At 44.4% G+C, this 17,392-nt stretch carries 17 protein-coding genes; 8 read left to right on the forward strand and 9 right to left on the reverse strand.

The annotated features are described in order from the left end of the window. Window positions 1–144: 144 nt before the first annotated feature. Window positions 145–891 (reverse strand): flagellar brake protein, encoded by a 747-nt coding sequence (locus L3V36_RS04745; protein WP_004732802.1) that lies wholly within the window; start codon window positions 889–891, stop codon window positions 145–147. Between the two features lie 274 nt (window positions 892–1,165). Here L3V36_RS04745 and L3V36_RS04750 point away from each other — a divergent pair, with 274 nt between their 5' ends. From L3V36_RS04750 to L3V36_RS04760, 3 genes are read left to right on the forward strand one after another with little or no spacing between them, the layout of a single operon-like run. After that, entirely contained in the window at window positions 1,166–1,450 is a 285-nt protein-coding gene (locus tag L3V36_RS04750) for a GNAT family N-acetyltransferase (protein WP_004732803.1), read from the forward strand. An 11-nt stretch (window positions 1,451–1,461) separates the two neighbouring features. After that, window positions 1,462–2,637, forward strand: coding sequence for a phosphotransferase (locus L3V36_RS04755; RefSeq protein ID WP_208774379.1), 1,176 nt, complete (start codon window positions 1,462–1,464; stop codon window positions 2,635–2,637). Beyond that, window positions 2,627–3,808 carry an MFS transporter gene (locus L3V36_RS04760; protein WP_108116954.1) on the forward strand — a complete coding sequence of 394 codons (1,182 nt, stop codon included), beginning with the start codon at window positions 2,627–2,629 and terminating at the stop codon, window positions 3,806–3,808. The genes L3V36_RS04755 and L3V36_RS04760 overlap by 11 nt, the downstream gene beginning before the upstream one ends. A 110-nt stretch (window positions 3,809–3,918) precedes the next feature. Here the strand turns inward: L3V36_RS04760 and L3V36_RS04765 are convergent, their stop codons facing one another. From L3V36_RS04765 to L3V36_RS04780, 4 genes are all read right to left on the reverse strand, one after another. After that, entirely contained in the window at window positions 3,919–5,265 is a 1,347-nt protein-coding gene (locus tag L3V36_RS04765) for an MATE family efflux transporter (RefSeq protein WP_208774377.1), read from the reverse strand. Window positions 5,266–5,366: 101 nt separating this feature from the next. After that, entirely contained in the window at window positions 5,367–6,209 is an 843-nt protein-coding gene (locus L3V36_RS04770; protein ID WP_208774375.1) for a helix-turn-helix domain-containing protein, read from the reverse strand. 247 nt (window positions 6,210–6,456) lie between these two features. Then, window positions 6,457–7,374, reverse strand: coding sequence for a DMT family transporter (locus L3V36_RS04775; RefSeq protein ID WP_017083045.1), 918 nt, complete (start codon window positions 7,372–7,374; stop codon window positions 6,457–6,459). Between the two features lie 265 nt (window positions 7,375–7,639). Next, window positions 7,640–8,542: a LysR family transcriptional regulator gene (locus tag L3V36_RS04780; RefSeq protein WP_208774373.1), complete on the reverse strand. Its 903-nt coding sequence runs from the start codon at window positions 8,540–8,542 to the stop codon at window positions 7,640–7,642. A 114-nt stretch (window positions 8,543–8,656) separates the two neighbouring features. Between L3V36_RS04780 and L3V36_RS04785 the strand changes: the two genes are divergently transcribed. After that, on the forward strand, window positions 8,657–8,965 hold the full coding sequence (locus L3V36_RS04785) for an antibiotic biosynthesis monooxygenase family protein (protein ID WP_208774371.1): 309 nt from the start codon (window positions 8,657–8,659) through the stop codon (window positions 8,963–8,965). Continuing rightward, window positions 8,965–9,360 (forward strand): RidA family protein, encoded by a 396-nt coding sequence (locus L3V36_RS04790; RefSeq protein WP_017083048.1) that lies wholly within the window; start codon window positions 8,965–8,967, stop codon window positions 9,358–9,360. Before L3V36_RS04785 ends, L3V36_RS04790 begins: the two co-directional genes overlap by 1 nt. A 108-nt stretch (window positions 9,361–9,468) precedes the next feature. On the opposite strand, the gene L3V36_RS04795 is transcribed toward L3V36_RS04790, so the two are convergent. Further along, window positions 9,469–11,205, reverse strand: a complete 1,737-nt coding sequence (locus tag L3V36_RS04795) for an ABC transporter substrate-binding protein (RefSeq protein ID WP_102448126.1) — start codon at window positions 11,203–11,205, stop codon at window positions 9,469–9,471. A gap of 91 nt (window positions 11,206–11,296) precedes the next feature. Between L3V36_RS04795 and L3V36_RS04800 the strand changes: the two genes are divergently transcribed. Then, window positions 11,297–12,580, forward strand: a complete 1,284-nt coding sequence (locus tag L3V36_RS04800) for an MFS transporter (protein ID WP_208774369.1) — start codon at window positions 11,297–11,299, stop codon at window positions 12,578–12,580. A 92-nt stretch (window positions 12,581–12,672) separates the two neighbouring features. Here L3V36_RS04800 and L3V36_RS04805 read toward each other — a convergent pair whose 3' ends face one another. Beyond that, window positions 12,673–13,566, reverse strand: coding sequence for a DMT family transporter (locus L3V36_RS04805; RefSeq protein ID WP_017088615.1), 894 nt, complete (start codon window positions 13,564–13,566; stop codon window positions 12,673–12,675). Between the two features lie 124 nt (window positions 13,567–13,690). On the opposite strand from L3V36_RS04805, the gene L3V36_RS04810 reads away from it, so the two are divergent. Together L3V36_RS04810 and L3V36_RS04815 are read left to right on the forward strand one after the other, a co-directional pair. After that, window positions 13,691–14,173, forward strand: a complete 483-nt coding sequence (locus L3V36_RS04810) for a MarR family transcriptional regulator (RefSeq protein ID WP_004732835.1) — start codon at window positions 13,691–13,693, stop codon at window positions 14,171–14,173. 364 nt (window positions 14,174–14,537) lie between these two features. Further along, a complete protein-coding gene (locus tag L3V36_RS04815) occupies window positions 14,538–14,975 on the forward strand; it encodes a DoxX family protein (RefSeq protein ID WP_102448128.1) in 438 nt (145 codons plus the stop codon). A gap of 126 nt (window positions 14,976–15,101) precedes the next feature. On the opposite strand, the gene L3V36_RS04820 is transcribed toward L3V36_RS04815, so the two are convergent. Further along, window positions 15,102–15,542: a heme-binding protein gene (locus tag L3V36_RS04820; RefSeq protein WP_017088617.1), complete on the reverse strand. Its 441-nt coding sequence runs from the start codon at window positions 15,540–15,542 to the stop codon at window positions 15,102–15,104. Between the two features lie 101 nt (window positions 15,543–15,643). After that, window positions 15,644–17,269, reverse strand: coding sequence for a malate synthase A (aceB, locus tag L3V36_RS04825; RefSeq protein WP_208774367.1), 1,626 nt, complete (start codon window positions 17,267–17,269; stop codon window positions 15,644–15,646). Window positions 17,270–17,392: the final 123 nt, after the last annotated feature.

Here is a 17,392-nt window from a genome sequence, read left to right on the forward strand (position 1 = left end):
GATAAACAGATAAAAACAGCCAAAACGCAAAAGCCATCGATTCTAGAGTCGATGGCTTTTTTATTGGTTGCTACTTTGCTCGCGAGTGAGTGGTTTGTATTTGGTCAATTCACGAATTAGATCAGCGCAGTGTGTTAAATGATCTTAGCCGTTTCGTAAGCAGAGCTTGGTGCCATCGAACTTCAATTTTGCCAACAAGTGTTTAGCGTTAGCTCGGCCAATATCATCAAATTCCACACCGTATCGAGCGTAGTGCGTCGATTTTTGCAGATTACAGATGATGCCTCTCAATGGAGGGATAAGAGGGCCATTGTAGTTCTCAGGTGTAATCTCGATAGACACTCGATCGGCAATCTGAATTGCACGAGAGGTCGGAGAGGTCACAAAACGACAACCACTTTTCGATAAGTCTCTTATCTCACAGTTTGCTCGTTGGTCGTTGAAGATAATTCTTGAAGCCAAGTTCACTTCATAGCGTGTTTCTTTACGCAGCTGAGTGACTTGCATCGTGCTTGGTGTCGAAAGCACAAGAATAGGGAAAGGTTCACCAATCTTATGGTGAATTTGGCTTCTAAAGTGAATAAGTGCGCCTTCACCTCGTAGAGAATAGGCACGAGCGGTCATCCAAAAACCTTCTTGAAAGAAAAAGTTCAGATCTTCATTGGATACCTCGGGAACCTCAACCACAATACAGTTATCACTGTGCGTACCGATAAATTTGGTGGTGGCGAGAAACTTAGTGCCAACCGGAGTCGAGACATTTAATGTCAGTTCACTGCCGTGCTCAATCATGGCCAGTGCATCGGTGCTGTTTATCGTAGAAACGGTGCGGTTACGAGGGTCTTGAAGTGCCTGATTATGCTCCAAAGGCTTCTTCAGTGGTGCGTTCATTATATATTCTCCATGCGCCAACATGCGTCTGTTAGTTATATTGGTAACTTGCTAACAAGGGGTTATTACGTGCTAGATTGAGTAGGCGTACTCACATAGATTTATAGAGTGCCTTTTATCATTGCTGTTTTTATATTAAGCCGATGGCACTGAATTAACTACTTTGTTTGTAAGTACTTAGTTTTATTTATATGCACTTGCGTTAGTCTATTACAAGGAACTCATACTTCAAACTTTTATTGTTTGTCGTATCAATTATTTGCAGGAGTTGAGAATGCAGGCAGTAAAATGGGATCAAGAAGTGAACCAGATCACAGTTGAGCTAGAACCCAACCAGTTCGCGGTCGTTAAGTATCAAAAGGACGGAGATGTACTACATATCACCTCGACGCGAATCCCTGATGAACTACAAGGCAAGGGCTTTGGCAAGGTGATGATGGAGTCGGTCTTGCCTGAAATTGAACAAGCAGGCTTCAAAATTGTGCCAGTTTGTAGCTATGTCGTTCACTACATGAATAGGCAGCCACAATGGTCACATCTTCTATCTGATAAAGCATAGCAACGAGTAATATGTCTCAATCAATATCGTCAAACAATCGGGCTCAACCTGAAGTGAGTTCAAGTCAAAATCAGCCAGAGCTTTATCAACAAGAGCTTTATCAAAATGAGCTTTATCAAAAAATCGCGACCTCGTTGGGTTGTCACCAAGGGTTTGATGTCCAAGTGATTCAACGCCTGTGGGGTGGTTATGGCGAGTTAGTTCGCTTGGTCTTTTCTCAAGAAGGCCATGCTGAACTGAAAAGTGTGATTGTTAAACATGTCGCGTTACCTGATAAAGCAGAACACCCAAAGGGTTGGAATACCAAACTCTCTCACCAACGAAAGGTGCACTCTTACCAAGTGGAAACGGCATGGTATCAATCGTTCACTCAACAGTGGGATGAGCGTTGCCCTTTACCTGTAGGGCTGCATTGTGAGTTACAAGACAATGAATGGCTGATTGTGATGCAAGACTTGGCTGAAATCGGCTTCCCGTTGATCTCTCAGTTTGATGTGCTTGCTGTTTCTGACGATCTGGCAACCAAAGACACTCAGTCTGAACTGGCGTTTGGTTACACTCTAGAAGAGCAAAAACAACGTGATGCCTGCCTAAAGTGGCTTGCTAATTTTCATGCAAAGTACATCAATATCGATCAAGAACAGTCAGCCTCATTGTGGCAAGTCGGCACATACTGGCATTTAGACACACGCCCTGATGAGTTTAATGCCTTGGCAGATTTACCCTTGAAGAACCAAGCCAAGCACATCGACCGTTTACTAAAAGAATGTCCATATCAAACTTTGGTGCATGGCGATGCCAAGCTTGCCAATTTCTGTTTTGATTCAGAAAGCCAAAACGCAGCTGCCGTCGATTTCCAATATGTGGGCCATGGTTGTGCGATGAAAGATGTCGCCTTGTTCATGAGTAGTGCGGTGAGGCCGCAAGATTGTGCAGAGCTTGAATCACAGATGTTAGAGACTTACTTCCGATACTTGGAAGAGGCATTGACGTACTATCAGCCACAGCTTTCGTTCGATGAAGTCGAAGCCGCTTGGCGACCAATGTTCTATGTGGCGTGGGCTGATTTTCAACGTTTTGTAAAAGGTTGGAGTCCAGAACATTGGAAGATCAATCCGTATACTGAGCAATTGACCTTACGAGTGCTCACTCAATTAGACGAACAGGAGTCCGTCAATGTTCGATAGAACCGCGAGCTGGAAAACGCCGCAAAACTTCTTATTACTGATTTCGATTGTTGTCCCTATTGCGTTTTCGAGCTGGATGGCTTTGCTTAATAACTTCGTGATTGAGAAAGCGAACTTTGATGGTGCCGATATTGGCTTGTTGCAAAGTGTTCGTGAGATCCCTGGCTTCTTAGCGTTTACTGTGGTGTTTGTGTTGGCATTCATTCGTGAGCAACGCTTTATGTTGATATCGCTGGCGATGTTAACCGTAGGCACGGCGATTACCGGTTTATTCCCTTCACTTACTGGCTTGTTGCTGACTACGATTTTGATGTCTACGGGTTTTCACTATTTTGAAACGCTGAAGCAGTCTCTGTCACTGCAATGGTTGAGTAAAGAAGAAGCGCCAGAGATGCTAGGTAAGATGATCTCCGTTGGCGCGTTGGCCTCGTTAATCACTTATGGCTCGATTTGGATGATGCTAGAGCAATTTAAACTCGACTTTGCTTGGGTGTATGGCATCACTGGCGGTATTGGCTTTATTTTGGTTTTGGTGATGACCTTTGGTTTCCCGGAGTTTCAGACCAAGACTCAGCAAAATAAAAAGTTGGTATTGAGAAAGCGTTACTGGCTCTACTACGCGCTAACGTTTATGAGTGGTGCAAGAAGACAAATCTTCACGGTGTTTGCAGGCTTCTTGATGGTCGAGAAGTTCGGTTACTCGGCTGCTGACATCACGCTACTGTTCTTAATCAACTATCTGTTTAACTTCTTGTTCGCAAAACGCATTGGTAAATTTATTGGTGTAGTGGGTGAGCGTAAGGCGCTGATCTTTGAGTATGTGGGTTTGATTGGTGTGTTTGTTGGTTATGGCTTGGTGCAAAGCGCTGAGTGGGCGGCAGCACTTTACGTGGTCGATCATCTGTTCTTTGCGTTGGCATTGGCGATCAAAACCTACTTCCAGAAAATTGCGGATCCTGCTGACATGGCATCAACCGCGGGTGTCTCTTTCACCATCAACCATATTGCAGCGGTTGTTATTCCAGTCGCGTTTGGTGTGATTTGGCTGTCTTCCCCTGCAACGGTTTTCTACATTGGTGCAGCAATGGCAGTGGTTTCTTTGGCGCTGTCTTTAAACATTCCTAAGAAGCCTGAAGAGGGTAACGAAGTCCGGATGTTCAGCTGGCGCTAATGTTCATTTCAATCTGGTGAGATAAATAAAAAGCTCCAATAGCGATATTGGAGCTTTTTTGTATGTGCTATTTGGTAGTCAAAGGCGTGACGTTCTAAACGGATTACTTCCTATGCCGCCTGTTTTTCTAATGAGCCAGAAAAGCGCTTCTTGTAGCTGCGTAACATACTTAGGCTGAATATGGCTGTTACGGTTTCCGCGAACAGGATACTCGCCCAAATCCCTTGTTCTGGGAATAGCTTTGGCAAAATCATGATGCCCAAGGCGACGAACACAAAGCCGCGGCCAAGAGATATCAGTGTTGCTTGTTTAGGTTTGGCCGTTGCCTGAAACAGGTTGGCGATCACTAAGTTGATGCCCATCAGTGGTACAGCAAAGAAGAAGAACGTTAATGCCGTGGCTGACAGTGCAATCAAATCACTTGAATCACCCAAATAGAGGGCTGCGATTTGAGGCGCAAGCAGGTACACAATAACCATAAACACCAAGCCGCTACCAATGGCACTTTTTAAACCTAAGCGAAAAATCGCTTCGATTCGGTTTGGCTGGTTGGCACCATGATTAAAGCTGATGATTGGCTGGCAGGCTTGAGCGATTCCGACCATCACAAACAAAGCGAATACCCCGATATTTGCCGTTAAGCCATAGGCGATAATATGATTCTCACCAAACTGATGCAACAACACGTAGTTGAACAGCAAGATTGTCATCGCGGCGGTTACCTCAATAAAGAAGGTCGGTGTACCTATTTTTAGGATGCTTGGCAGTTTGTCCAAACCAACTCCTTTTAGGCTCAGTTCCAAGGTGCCTTGTTTACGTACAAAGTGGCTCAATAGAATACAAGCGATAACACCTTGCGCAATGGCTGTACCGTAGGCTGCCCCTTTCATACCCCAGCCCCACTTTAAGACGAAGAAGTAATCCAACACTAGATTGACCACAGCACCTATCGACATCGCGTAAGTCGCCAGTTTTGGGTTGGTGTCGTTACGAACAAAGCACGACATGACCCAAGCTAACGAGTACAACACAAAGAATGGCAGCATTACACCCAGGTAATCGTGAGTCAGTTCAGCCATGTATCCAGAAGCGCCCATTAACGCAATCATGTCGTCTAGAAAATACAGAGCAATGCTGACTGAAATGGTGCTAAGCACGGCGGTACTGAGCATTGATTGGCTAAAGAGGGTTTGACCCGACGCTGAATTTCCTTTGCCGACTTCGATAGACATAAGCGCTGCACCGCCAATGCCAACCATCATCGCGATAGCGGTAAATATCGAGAAAGCAGGGATGGTCAAAGCGATAGCACCAAGCCCATCAGGGCCAACACCACGTCCGACGAACCATGCGTCTCCCATGATGAAGAGAGACTTGATCACCATGCCAGTTAGCGCTGGCCAAAGGTACTGATAAAAGGATTTAGATATAGGATCTGTTTTAAGGTTGATGGCCATTCGAGAGTGCTCCCAACAAGTTGGATGTAACCAAAGTGGATGAAATAAAGAGGGAGCATTATCCGAACTTAACTGGGCTCTAAAAAGGGATGATCTGCGTGTTATGTTGCACTATCTGAACATCGAGTTCGAAACTCTGCAGGCGACTCATTCATCTGGCCACGGTAAAAACGGCTGAAATAGGCGGGGTCTTCGAAGCCAAGTTCAAAGGCGATGGTTTTAATTGTCTTGGTCGAAAAAATCAATTCTCGGTTCGCTTCCAAGATGATTCGATCGTGGATCAATTGGGTGACCGTCTTACCTCGTTCAGCCTTCACGATCTCATTGATGCGCTTGTTAGTTATCGATAGCGCTTGCGCATAAAACTCACAATGTTTGTGGGTAGTGTAGTGTTGCTCAATCAAATCGACCACTTGGTTTACTCGGCTGTCGCGCACTTCGCCTTTCAATGATGATTGGCTGGCGAAACGTAATATGTAGCGCAAAAAGCTATTCATGAGGGACTCTACCAAATCCCAGTCGCTCTCTTCTCGTGCACACTCCTCTTTAATCATAGTGAAAATAGGCAGTAGGTAGCGGTTGCCTTCTTCACTGCAATCTAAGTAGGGAGGACGACTTTGATGCATGGCAAAAACGGTGTCGACCAGCTGTGTGTTGCGATGGTTGGTTTTGACAAAGCCTGGCGTAAACACCAGTAAACGAGCGCTTTCTCCCACTAGTTCAGATCGGTGAACCTGACCCGGAGCAATGGTAAAAATACGGCCGACCTTGTTGTCATAGTCTACAAAATCAATGCTCTGACTGCCTAAACTATCTACGCACCACACCAACTCCCAGTATTCATGTCTGTGCGGTTCTAAGAATGCGTCGTCGCTGTTAGTCAGTTCCTCAATCCTACAAGGTTGACCTTTAATCAGGCGCATGTGTTTGATGGGAGTTCTCATGACATTCCTTGGTTGAAGACAGATGGTGCAATTAAGACTAGAGTCGGTTGTTCTCAGCGTTTCTAATGTAGTCGATTGCGACGTTTAAGTCATTCGCTTGCCATTATCAATGAGTGATGGGCAGTGAAAGAATGGACGCGGTGAAATAGATAGGAGTGTGAGAGGGGAGTGAGTTAAAACTTAGATTTGAGTCGCTAAATAGAACCCTAGAAGCGCATTGTGGGCTTCTAGGGTAAATTCATAGAACTTAGTTGCTACTTACTGTTTTCAAAGAAGAGCGCAGCTTGAAGATTCCCTTTGGTGCCTTGGTCAGCAAGATGCCACAAAGTAGAGGGAGCATCATAAGCAGAGACTGTTCAGATAGAACCTCACCATTGATGTAGCAAGAGATCAGTAGCGCAACCACTGGGAAAATCAGGAAGCAGATAGATGCTTGGAAAGGCGTCGAAACTTGTCCTAATTTAAAGTAAGCCACAATGCCACCAACACTCGCCACAAAACCTAGGTACACGACTGCTGAGATTGAATCCCAAGTGAAGGACTCAACATTAACGCTTTCACCCATCGCTGAAACTGCGAACAAGAATAGAGAAGCAATTAAGCTCGGTACGGCGTTGTAGGTAAGTACTTCGATGCCTTTACAGTGCTTTTGAACTAAAACATACATCACTGCGTGAATGGCAACAGCAAGGCCTAAGCAAACCGTGCCAATAAGGTAGTCATCACCACCCATTTGCATTTCATTGCCAAGGATTAAACATAGGCTCACAACAGCTGTGACCAAACCAAAGATTTGATGTTTCGCCAATCGTAGACCTAAGAATAAACCCGACATCAGCATGACAGCGACTGGCATATTGGCGAAGATGATCGACGCTAGACCAGAAGAGATGTATTGCTCACCATAGATCATCAAAGTGAACGGAATAGCAAAATACATCAGTGCCACAATAAGCAGCCATTGACGTTTACCTTTAGGGAAAAGCAAAGGTTGGTTGAAGACTTTTGCTAATACCGCAAGCAGAGGTGCTGCAAGTAAAAAGCGTAACGCAGTGGCAAAAATAGGTGGGATAGAATGCAATGCCACTTCCATAGCGAACCAAGTGGTTCCCCAAATTAAGCAAACAGAGACAAAAAGCAAGATAGTTAGCGACTTCGAATTCATGGTGACTACTCATTAATAATTATTTTAAATCATAGGCTTGTGGTGCCTTAATGACGTGGCACAGTATAGAAAGGTAGTCGGAGAAAAGTTTTGCCTTTTTATCTCTAATTTGAGTTTATTGTGGAAATTAAATCTCTAATATAGTTATTTTGAAGAAAATTATTTTATTTTAGATAACTTAAACAAAGTCATTATTCTTTGTGAGGTTTAATGTTGGTCGATAAATCGTCAGTTTAGCGACGTATGGCAATTTGGTTGAAAGATATTAAGAATAAGATTCAGCGTGTTGTTTTAGGTGTTCAATAAAGGCGCGAATTCTGGCTGGCACCTGTAACCCATAATTATGGACGACATAGAAAGAGGCTTTAAGAACTTGATCTTTGGGCAAGATGTTTACCAATGTCCCTTTTTTCAGGTCTTCTTCAATTGCTTGTTTAGGTAAACAGGCAATCCCTAACCCATTTAAGGCCATCATGCGGATGGTCGGAACGCTATCTCCGATTCGACTTGCCCTGAATTGATACGTGCTTACTTTGCCCTTATTAATTTCAAAGCTTCTTTGGCTGTTGATTCCTTCCCACTGATTGGCAATGTAGTCATATTGGGAGAGGTCACTTGGCATGATTGGCTGCGGTATTTGCGCCTTAGTAAGATAATCAGCGTGACAGCACAGTACCTGATGAAGCTCTCCGAGCTTAATTGCACGAGACGTTGAATCAGGAAGAGCCCCAACAGTGACCGACAGGTCTATGTATTTCTCGATAAGATCTACGCGCATATCGTTGGCCAATAGTTGAGGCTCGATACGAGGGTGGCTTTTCATAAACTCACACATTGCAGGTCCAATAAGATGTGTCATCAATGTGTGTGGGGATGTGATGGTGATAGTGCCTGCAAAATCAGAACAGGACTCGCGCACTTCTTCTTCCGCAAGCGACATTAATTTTCGCATTTCTAAGCATCGTTGATAAAAACGTTGTCCAGCGTCGGTTAAGGAGTGGCGACGTGTTGTTCGAGTGAGTAATTTCACACCAAGGTGTTGCTCAAGCCCTTGTAAGTGATGGCTAACGACAGACTTTGAGAGATCTAGCTTATCAGCTGCTTTCGTTATGGAGCCCGATTCTACAATTTGGGCGAACACTTGCATGCGATGCAATTCGTTTTTCATGGTGGTTCATTGTCTTATTAAATCGAACTATGTTTCAAATATTACTGTATTTATCTATTTTAACAAACAAGTAAGATTCTCCTCGTACCTTAACAAAATAAGAAAACGGAGATAATGATGACTATTTTAGTGCAATTTACCTTGAGCCATACTGAATATAAAACTTCAGAGATCGGGGCGTTTTTTAACGAAATATTGCCAGATACTCGTACTTTTAACGGCAACCTTTCTGCGGAGCTTTATCAAAAAGATTTGGCAGAAAATGCCTTGGTTTTATGTGAAGAATGGGAAAGTACCGCTCACTTTAATGAATACATTGCTTGGCGCAAAGATATTGGTGATTTTGACCGTTTAGGCGCGATGCTTACGGATATGCCAATTATCACCGTCATGTCAAAAATCGTCACAGCCTCTGAGGGGTAATGATGAATAAGATATGGAGCCCTTCTTCAGTACCCGCTCCAGCCGCAAATTATCATCAATGTGCGTTGATCCCCGCAGGTTCAACGCGATTGCACATCGCTGGGCAACTAGGGGTTGATAGCGAAGGGGTGGTGGCTGAAAGTGCGGAACAACAGATTGTACTGGCTTGGGAAAATCTGAGAGGTGTGCTTCAGGCAAACCAAATGGATATCGAAGATTTAATCAGTGTAAGGCTGTACTTAGTTGACCGGAATGATATGCCTGACTATCAAGCCGCAAAGCAGCGATTGCCTTTCGATGTTGGTGGTCTCCCAACGACATTACTGTTTGTACAAGGGCTCTTTGACGAGCGATGGAAAGTTGAAATTGAGGCCGAAGCGGCGAAACTGATTTAAGTCGATCGCTGTATACTCAATTGATATGAAAGACATGCTATGAAGCAAAAAGCCCCTTTATTTAATCAGACTATAAAGGGGTGATTTCTTATCTAGAAATATTGCTACTCAGCGACGCATAGTGATTTGGTTGAAATCGATCCAACCATTCGCCAGCTGCTCAACTGGATTAACTGTTTTAGTATAATTGAGTTGCTGTTTTACGTGGAAAATCGGTCTATAAACACCGAACTCTATTAATTGTGCCTCAAGCTCTAGAAAGGCCGATTGTCGCTGGTGGTAGTCATTGAGACCCCATAGCTGTTCAAGGCTTTTGTTACGCCACTGTTTTTGCTCGTCAGTTAAACAAACCTCTAAGGCAATAGAACTTTGTAGCCATCCCATCCAGCTGCTGTCGAGATTGTCTGAAAACACTTCACCACTGATCAATATATCCGCATTTTGTAGATTGCTTTGTTGGCAAAAGTCTGGGAATTCGAGCACTTGATATTCGCAAGAAAAACCAAGTTCATTCAATCGCTCACAATAATGGCGAGCCATTTTGATGTGATCAAACAATTGGTAGGTCAGAATCTTTATTGGTTGGGTCGGTTTAGTTAGTGAGTCAGCCAGATGCTGGGCGGCTTTCAATGCGTCTTGGTCACTGTTGTTAATAAGTTTAGAGCTTGATGGCTGGTTAGACGTAGCAAGCATTCCGCAGGCGTAGCCGACAGTGTCTAGAGGAATATCTTTAGCGACACCAAGTATGCGGAGTAATTCATTCAGTGATTTAACGCGCTTTGCTTCTCCGAACCAAGGATGGCGATGTGGGTTTATCAATGCGTGTTCACAACCTTTTTCCCACTGTTCCATCTCTTCAAGCTCGAACGATATTGAGGAGTGTCGGTAATGCGGGTGCGAATGAACAATATCGCAGTGCATCTCATAGTCTTTGGCTTTATCGCCGACATTCCATATCTCTATGCCATCTACCCAAGGGCGGTGACCATGATAATGTTTGAATGCTTCCAGCCTGGTAAGCCATTTCGATTGTTCGACCAATTTAAAGCTGCCACTACCAACAATCGTATCTCCTACCTTTTTTGCAATACCCGCGGCTGAGTTGGATAGCAGTGATGGCAAATACCCTGCGTTGGCCTTGGTATCAAAATAAAGATGAAGTGGGTCTACAACAGTGATATTTGAGATGCAATTAAACTGCTGACTATTGTGGTGAGAGCTGTTGAGCAAACGTTGGAAATGGCTTTTGATGTCTTGCGCTAGAATCGATGAGCCGTCATGAAACACTAAGCCTTTTCGCAAAGTGAAATCCCAACGATTTTCATCTTGGTACCAGTCAATTGCAAGGTCACCTTCAAACGAGTGAGTACGTGTGTTGAAACGCAGTAAGTTACTGAACAAGTAACGGGTGATGTGTGCTTCAGTGCGTCGTGTCACTTCAATCGGGTCTAGGCTATGTGTGCCTCGATAGAAAGGGATTTGCAGAATATCGAGCGTAGTCGGCAAGCTCTGATAGCGGCTGATATAACCAAGTAGAAACTGATCACGTTGCGACTCTTCAATAAGCTCTAAAGCTTGGTCGACCTTGTTTTCCGATAGTAACTCATCAATCCTCAGTTCTAACTCATGGTTCACGTTTTTGAGTAGAGTGAGTATGGGTAGGTTGCCCCGTCCAACGCCTGACTTCCAATCAATCCAGCCTTCGTTTACTAGCTTTTTGATAATCAGTTGTGCGTTACGTTTGGTACAACCCAGAGCTTCAGTAATTTCTGTAAGCGAAAGTTTAGTTGGTTGGTTAATGAGTACCCGAGAACGTAAAAATGTCAGTGCCTTCCAGTAATGCATAAAGGTGAAATCCTTTTTTGATCTTTCTATTTTTCTTCATCTTTTAATCTCGATAATAGGGTTATTCGATTATTTTTAAAAGGAATGAAAAATGGAAGGTGTAGAAAAAGCAGAGGCGACGTCCTCTATTTGGAAAAGCTCGAGCTTTATTGTGTTGTTTTCGACGGCGTTCTTCGTCGCTTTTGGGACCAAGGTTTATGACCTTGCTCTGCCGTTGTTGGTGTACGAGTTAACGCAGTCTTCAGAGATGATGGGCTGGATGAGAGCGGTGGAGTTTTTACCCAATCTTTTATTGGCGCTGTTCATTGGTGTGTGGGTTGATAAATTCAATAAGAAGCAGTGGTCGCAATGCATGTTACTTGGGCAAGTGTTGGTGTTAGTTGTCTCATATATTGCAGTGCGTTGGCTTTCTAACCCTCTATATGCTTTGTTCCCGTGTGCATTCTTGATGATGGCGTTTAACTATGGTTATCACAATGCGCGTATCGGGATGATGAAAAATGTTTTACCTCAGCACATGCAAAATACCGCTACCGCGAGAATGAGCTCCTTGTACAGTTTGCTAGAAACGGTCGGTCCGGTTTTGTCAGGTGGTCTGCTTCTGTTATCCGCGTTACATAATGTGTTTTTACTTATTGCAGTGATGTATGTGCTAGCGTTTTGGCAGCTCAATAAATTGGAATTCAAGCCGTCTACGCCTGTTGCTCATCAGTCGGTGTTTAGTGCACTGAAAGAGGGTTGGCTGATCTTGTATGCGAACAAGAACATGTGGCACATTACCTTAGCGGTGATGGTGATAAATACCACGGGAGCGGTATTTTGGATTCAAGCTATCTACTTTGCAAAAGCAGAGCTGGCTTTAAACCATATGGAGGTGGGCTACCTGATTGCAGCATCTGGAATCGGAGGGCTGTTAGGTTCGTTTACTGCTGACAAAGTTCGTCAACGCATTGGCTTAGGTGTTTTACTTATGGTCTCTATTGCACTTGAAGCGGTCGGTTTTATTATTCCTGTATTATTCATAGACGGCGTCCAAGCTAGCGGACTTTTAATGTCATCTTTTGTTGGTGATGGGCTGTTTAGTCTTGATGGTAAATGGGCATTAATGGGCGCGTTTATGTGGGTGAGTGCGATTGGCGTGTACAGCAGTATTTGCATCTGGAGTTACCGTCAAGAAGTTTTCGATGAGCAACATTTAGGCCGAGTTGCAGGTATTACGGGGTCTCTGTTTAAATTATTGATGCCCTTTGGTTTGGCGGTTTCTGGTTATTTGGTATCAGAATTCGGCGTACCCAATATCTTTGTTCTCTGCTTCATTATTCAATTATTTACTGCTTTAGCCCTGTTGATGACCAAGGTTCGACATATTGAGTAGGGCGTGATTCTTTGGTTCACCGATGGCCTGGCCTCCAACAAAAACGCGCCTATGTAAGGCGCGTTTTTATCAATACGTTTAGGAGACAGTATCTACTGCGTAACAGGCTTAACTTGTTTGGTTTGTCTTACTGCAAGGATGAGCTGTGGTAGTAGCGACATTACGATCATGCCAGTCATTAGTGAGTATTGGACTGGAGTAAATGATTCACCCATTAACACCATACCGGTCACGATGCCCGCAACTGGGTTTGCAATACCACCGAAGGTGAAATCAACCACTGACATACGTTGTAGCAACCACACATACATGCCGTAACCTAGTGCTGTGTTCAGCCCAATCACCCACAATAGACCCATAGCGTTGCGAGTATCGAAATGAGTGACAGCATTAACATAAGGTTGTGGGTCAATGAACGCATGAACGCCAGACGCGACAGACAAAATCGTACCGCCCAAAATCAGCTGCCATGTTAATACCTTCCACCAATGCATGCGGTTACCCAGTGACTTGGTAATGCTGCTGCCGATAACGATACACATGATTGCTGCGAACATGGCACCCAAACCGATAGGGTTCAGTGCGATTTGGCTTGGGTTAAACAGTATCCACGCTAAGGTGATCAAGCCAATCCCAGAAAGGGCTTGAATTAGGTGCGGGCGCTGCTTTTTCACTACCCAATGGAAGATCATTGCGAACACAGGCACAGAGATCATGCCCACGCCAGAAATCGCTGAAGGCAGCGTTAGTGCCATCACGAAGATCAGGCCAAAGAAGGTCGCAATATTGATAAGGCCCAATGTGAAAATGATCTGCCACTCGCCTTTTTTAGGCAGTGTCGGCTTTACTGCTAGCAATAACAAACCAGCAGGTAACGCACGCAAAGCACCCAGTAATAATGGTGGCCACTCCTGTAGCGTAAATTGCGTCACTGCATAGGTTGTTCCCCAAAAGAACGCGGGGATCATTGCTAATAATATGTTCATTTAAAATATCTTTACGTTAAGATAACTATTGTGTGAACTGTATACTGAGAACTAGTGGTTGTAAAGTATCTTTATGTTAAACTAGTTTGAAGTAATCAAGACTAATAACGGAGCGAGATTGCAAATGGATGCTATCGACCGCGTAGTAGAGCAATGGGCAAAGGAAAAGCCTGAGCTAGAAACTGAGCCTATGGCAATGATGGGCCGGATTATGCGTATTGCCAAGTATATGGAGACGCAAGTTGCCGAGCTTCATAAAAAATACGACATGAAACTCGGTGAGTTTGATGTGCTAGCCACCTTGCGACGTTCTGGAAAGCCTTACCGACTCACTCCCTCAGAGCTGATTGGGTCGATGATGCTGACTTCAGGCGCGATGACCAATCGCCTTGATAAACTGGAAGCTAAAGGGCTGATCAGTCGTGAGCACAGTAAAGAAGACAGGCGCAGCGTGAGTGTTCAGTTAACTAAAGATGGTCTTATTCTGATTGATCAAATGATGACAGAGCATGTCGAAACGCAGAAAAAGCTGGTTAAATCACTGTCTACTAGTCAGAAGAAGAATACTAACCAGTTGCTTAAAACATGGCTGAGTGCTTACGAGTAATTGACTGGCTGGATCGGCTTGCTGAATTTATTGAACTGAGCTAACTCAAACTGATTTGAAAACCGAAGTGATGAGCTTCGGTTTTTTTGTGCTTGTTAAACGGGGTTATTTCTCTGACTCATTTAGATGGCTTAGGTTGAGCCGAGGCTCTCCAGCACTTCTCTAGCTTTTTCAAAGCGAGTGTTTCAATGAATTTAAGGCAATGGTAACAGCATTGAGGTTGTTCAATCTTCGGGTTTAGTCAGTAATTTGTATGCGAGTATGTCTACTAAAATTTCAAACAAGTTGTTCTATTTTTCTCGTTATCATCTTAATGCTAAGTCGAATAACCTATCGGCAATGAAACTTATCAAGGCTTAGAACTATGAACACTAGATTGAACGACACACTGACTTTTTTCGCTCGTATTTTATTGGCTTACTTGTTTATTCAAGCGGGTTGGGGAAAGCTATTTAGCTATGAAGGAACGGCGGGATACATGGCTTCTCAAGGAGTCAGCGCTCACTTTTTGCCTTTGGTTATTTTGCTTGAACTCGGTGGTGGGCTTGCGATTCTAGCTGGGTTTATGACTCGCTTTACAGCGTTCTCGATTGCACTTTTCTCTTTGGTTTCTGGTGTTATGTTTCACTTCGACCCAAGTTCATCGGGGCAAATGATTCACTTCTACAAAAACGTCTCTGTTGCTGGTGGGTATCTAGCGCTAGCGGTACTTGGCGCTGGATCGTTTAGTGTTGATTACTGGCTATCTAACAAGTTGAAGGAAGACGCTAAATGGACGCGCTTAATGGTTCTTGTACGTTAGCGTTCTTTGTCTAATCACACGTTATTCGTTAGTGTTGTTGGCGCAACTTATGAATAAAAAACCGAAGCCTAATCGCTTCGGTTTTTTGTTCCTGTCTAAGAACTTCAAGTACAGCGAATTGGCGAATTAAGCTTGGATCATCTCGTCACTGAATAGCTCAGCACAACCAATACCATTAATGGCGCAGCTTTCATCAATGTCTGAAATGTCACCGCTGACGCCGATAGCACCCAGTACCGTTTTATCCTTGTCTCGAATCAGTAGCCCCCCTGGAACTGGCACCATGTTTCCGTGTGCGAGCACGTTTACGGCGGAGATGAATGCTGGTCGGTTGTCAGCATCTTGGGCGAGTTTTCTAGAGGAACAACCCAGTGCGAGTGCCCCCCACGCTTTAGCAATCGCGATGTCTGGTCGCATCATGCTAGAGCCGTCTTGACGTTGCAGAGAAATCAGTTTGCCACCACTGTCTAAGACGGCGACCGTCAAAGGCTCAGTGTGGATCTTGTTTCCCGCTTGTAAGGTGCCATCGATGATGGTTAACGCTTGTTGTAGAGTCAAACTTCCCATGTTATCTCCTAGTTTTTCAAGGGGCCGTGTACCAAGTTAAGTCAGCCAATCATTACTCTAGTTGTGAATATCATCGACTGATTCAGCTCGGTACAAGAGTCCTAACTGGACTCTTGTAATAGCCCATAGCTGGGTAAAGTTAGGAAGGCAGCGAACTCTTCGGCTGTAGAAAGTTGATAGAAAAGATCGGCTGTCTCTTCAAATCGACCTGCTGAATAGCGCGAGTCTCCGACTTCATGTTTTATCGTGTCTAACTCCTGGTAAAGCCAAGAGTGGAATAGTGATTTGGTAAAGGTTTGGCCATCATCGAGAGTTACCCCGTGGTGGATCCATTGCCAGATATTGGCTCTCGAGATCTCTGCGGTGGCGGCATCTTCCATAAGACCGTAGATAGGTACACAGCCGTAGCCTTGAATCCAAGCTTCGATGTAATACAGCGCGATGCGGATATTTTTACGTACTCCTGCTTCGTCGCGGCTGCCTTCACAAGGTTTTAGCAACGAGTCTGCATTGATCACATGCTCTGGGCTTTGGAAGTCCATTTGGTTTACTTTGCCATCGAGGTGCTTATCAAAGATCGACATTGCCAAATCAACCAGTGCAGGGTGCGCGACCCATGTGCCATCGTGTCCGTTTTGAGATTCTCTCTGTTTGTCTTCAATTACTTTGGCAGTCACACGCGCCATCTCTTGTGGGTCTTTCGCTGGAATAAAGGCTGACATACCACCCATTGCCAGTGCGCCGCGAGCGTGACAAGTACGTACTAACAGTTGGCTGTAGGCGTTAAGGAACTCTTGGTCCATGCCGATGCCGTGTCGATCTGGCAGGATGCGGTCTTTATGGTTCTTCAGCGTTTTGATGTAGCTGAAAATGTAATCCCAACGACCGCAGTTCATTGCCACGATGTGATCACGCATTGCATACAAGATCTCTTCCATCTGGAACACGGCTGGTAGCGTTTCGATCAATACTGTCGCGCGAATGGTGCCTTTGGGTACTTGGAAATAGTGTTCGGTGAAGCTGAAAATATCGTCCCACCATTGTGCTTCTTCCATGCTTTCAAGTTTTGGAATGTAGTAGTAAACCCCTAAACCTTGTTGTGCACGTGACTGATAGTTATGGAAAAAGTACAAGGCGAAGTCCATCAAGCAACCGCCGATAGGCTGATTGTTGAATTGGATGGATTGCTCAGGAAGGTGGATCCCTCGTGGGCGTGCGATCAGCAGTGCAGGATCGTCGTTTAATTGGTAACGCTTCTGCTTCTTCTCATCGAAATAACTAATGGTGCCAAGATTGGCATCTCTTAGGTTGATTTGCCCTTCGACCATATTGGCCCAAGTCGGGGAAGACGCATCCTCAAAGCAACACATGAAGACTTTCGCGCCTGAGTTTAGCGCGTTGATCACCATCTTTCTTTCGATAGGGCCGGTGATCTCTACGCGGCGATCGAGTAGCTCTGGTGGCGGTGTTGCCACTTTCCACTCTTTATTCTGACGAATGGAAATGGTGTCTTTTCTGAAATTGGGTAGCTCACCCTCGTCATATTGAGCTTGTTTTGTGTCGCGGTCACTTAGCAGGGCATGACGGCGATCTCCAAACTTATTGACGAGAGCTTCTAAGAATTTTAATGCATCTTTAGACAAGATCTCTTTGTACTCGGAGTTGTCCATATTCCCGAGTACCTGCATACACTGTACTTCTTCTCTCTCTTTTACGTCATTCATCATTGTTGTCTCCTTTGAACAATACGATGTCACTTTGTATACAAAATGCTCTTTTTAAGGATATTTATATTGTAGAAATTGTAAACAAGCAAACGGTATTTAACATTTATTTATCATTTGGTCTTT

Origin of the sequence: Vibrio sp. G-C-1 (genome assembly GCF_021728015.1) — a bacterium.
Taxonomy (GTDB): domain Bacteria; phylum Pseudomonadota; class Gammaproteobacteria; order Enterobacterales; family Vibrionaceae; genus Vibrio; species Vibrio splendidus.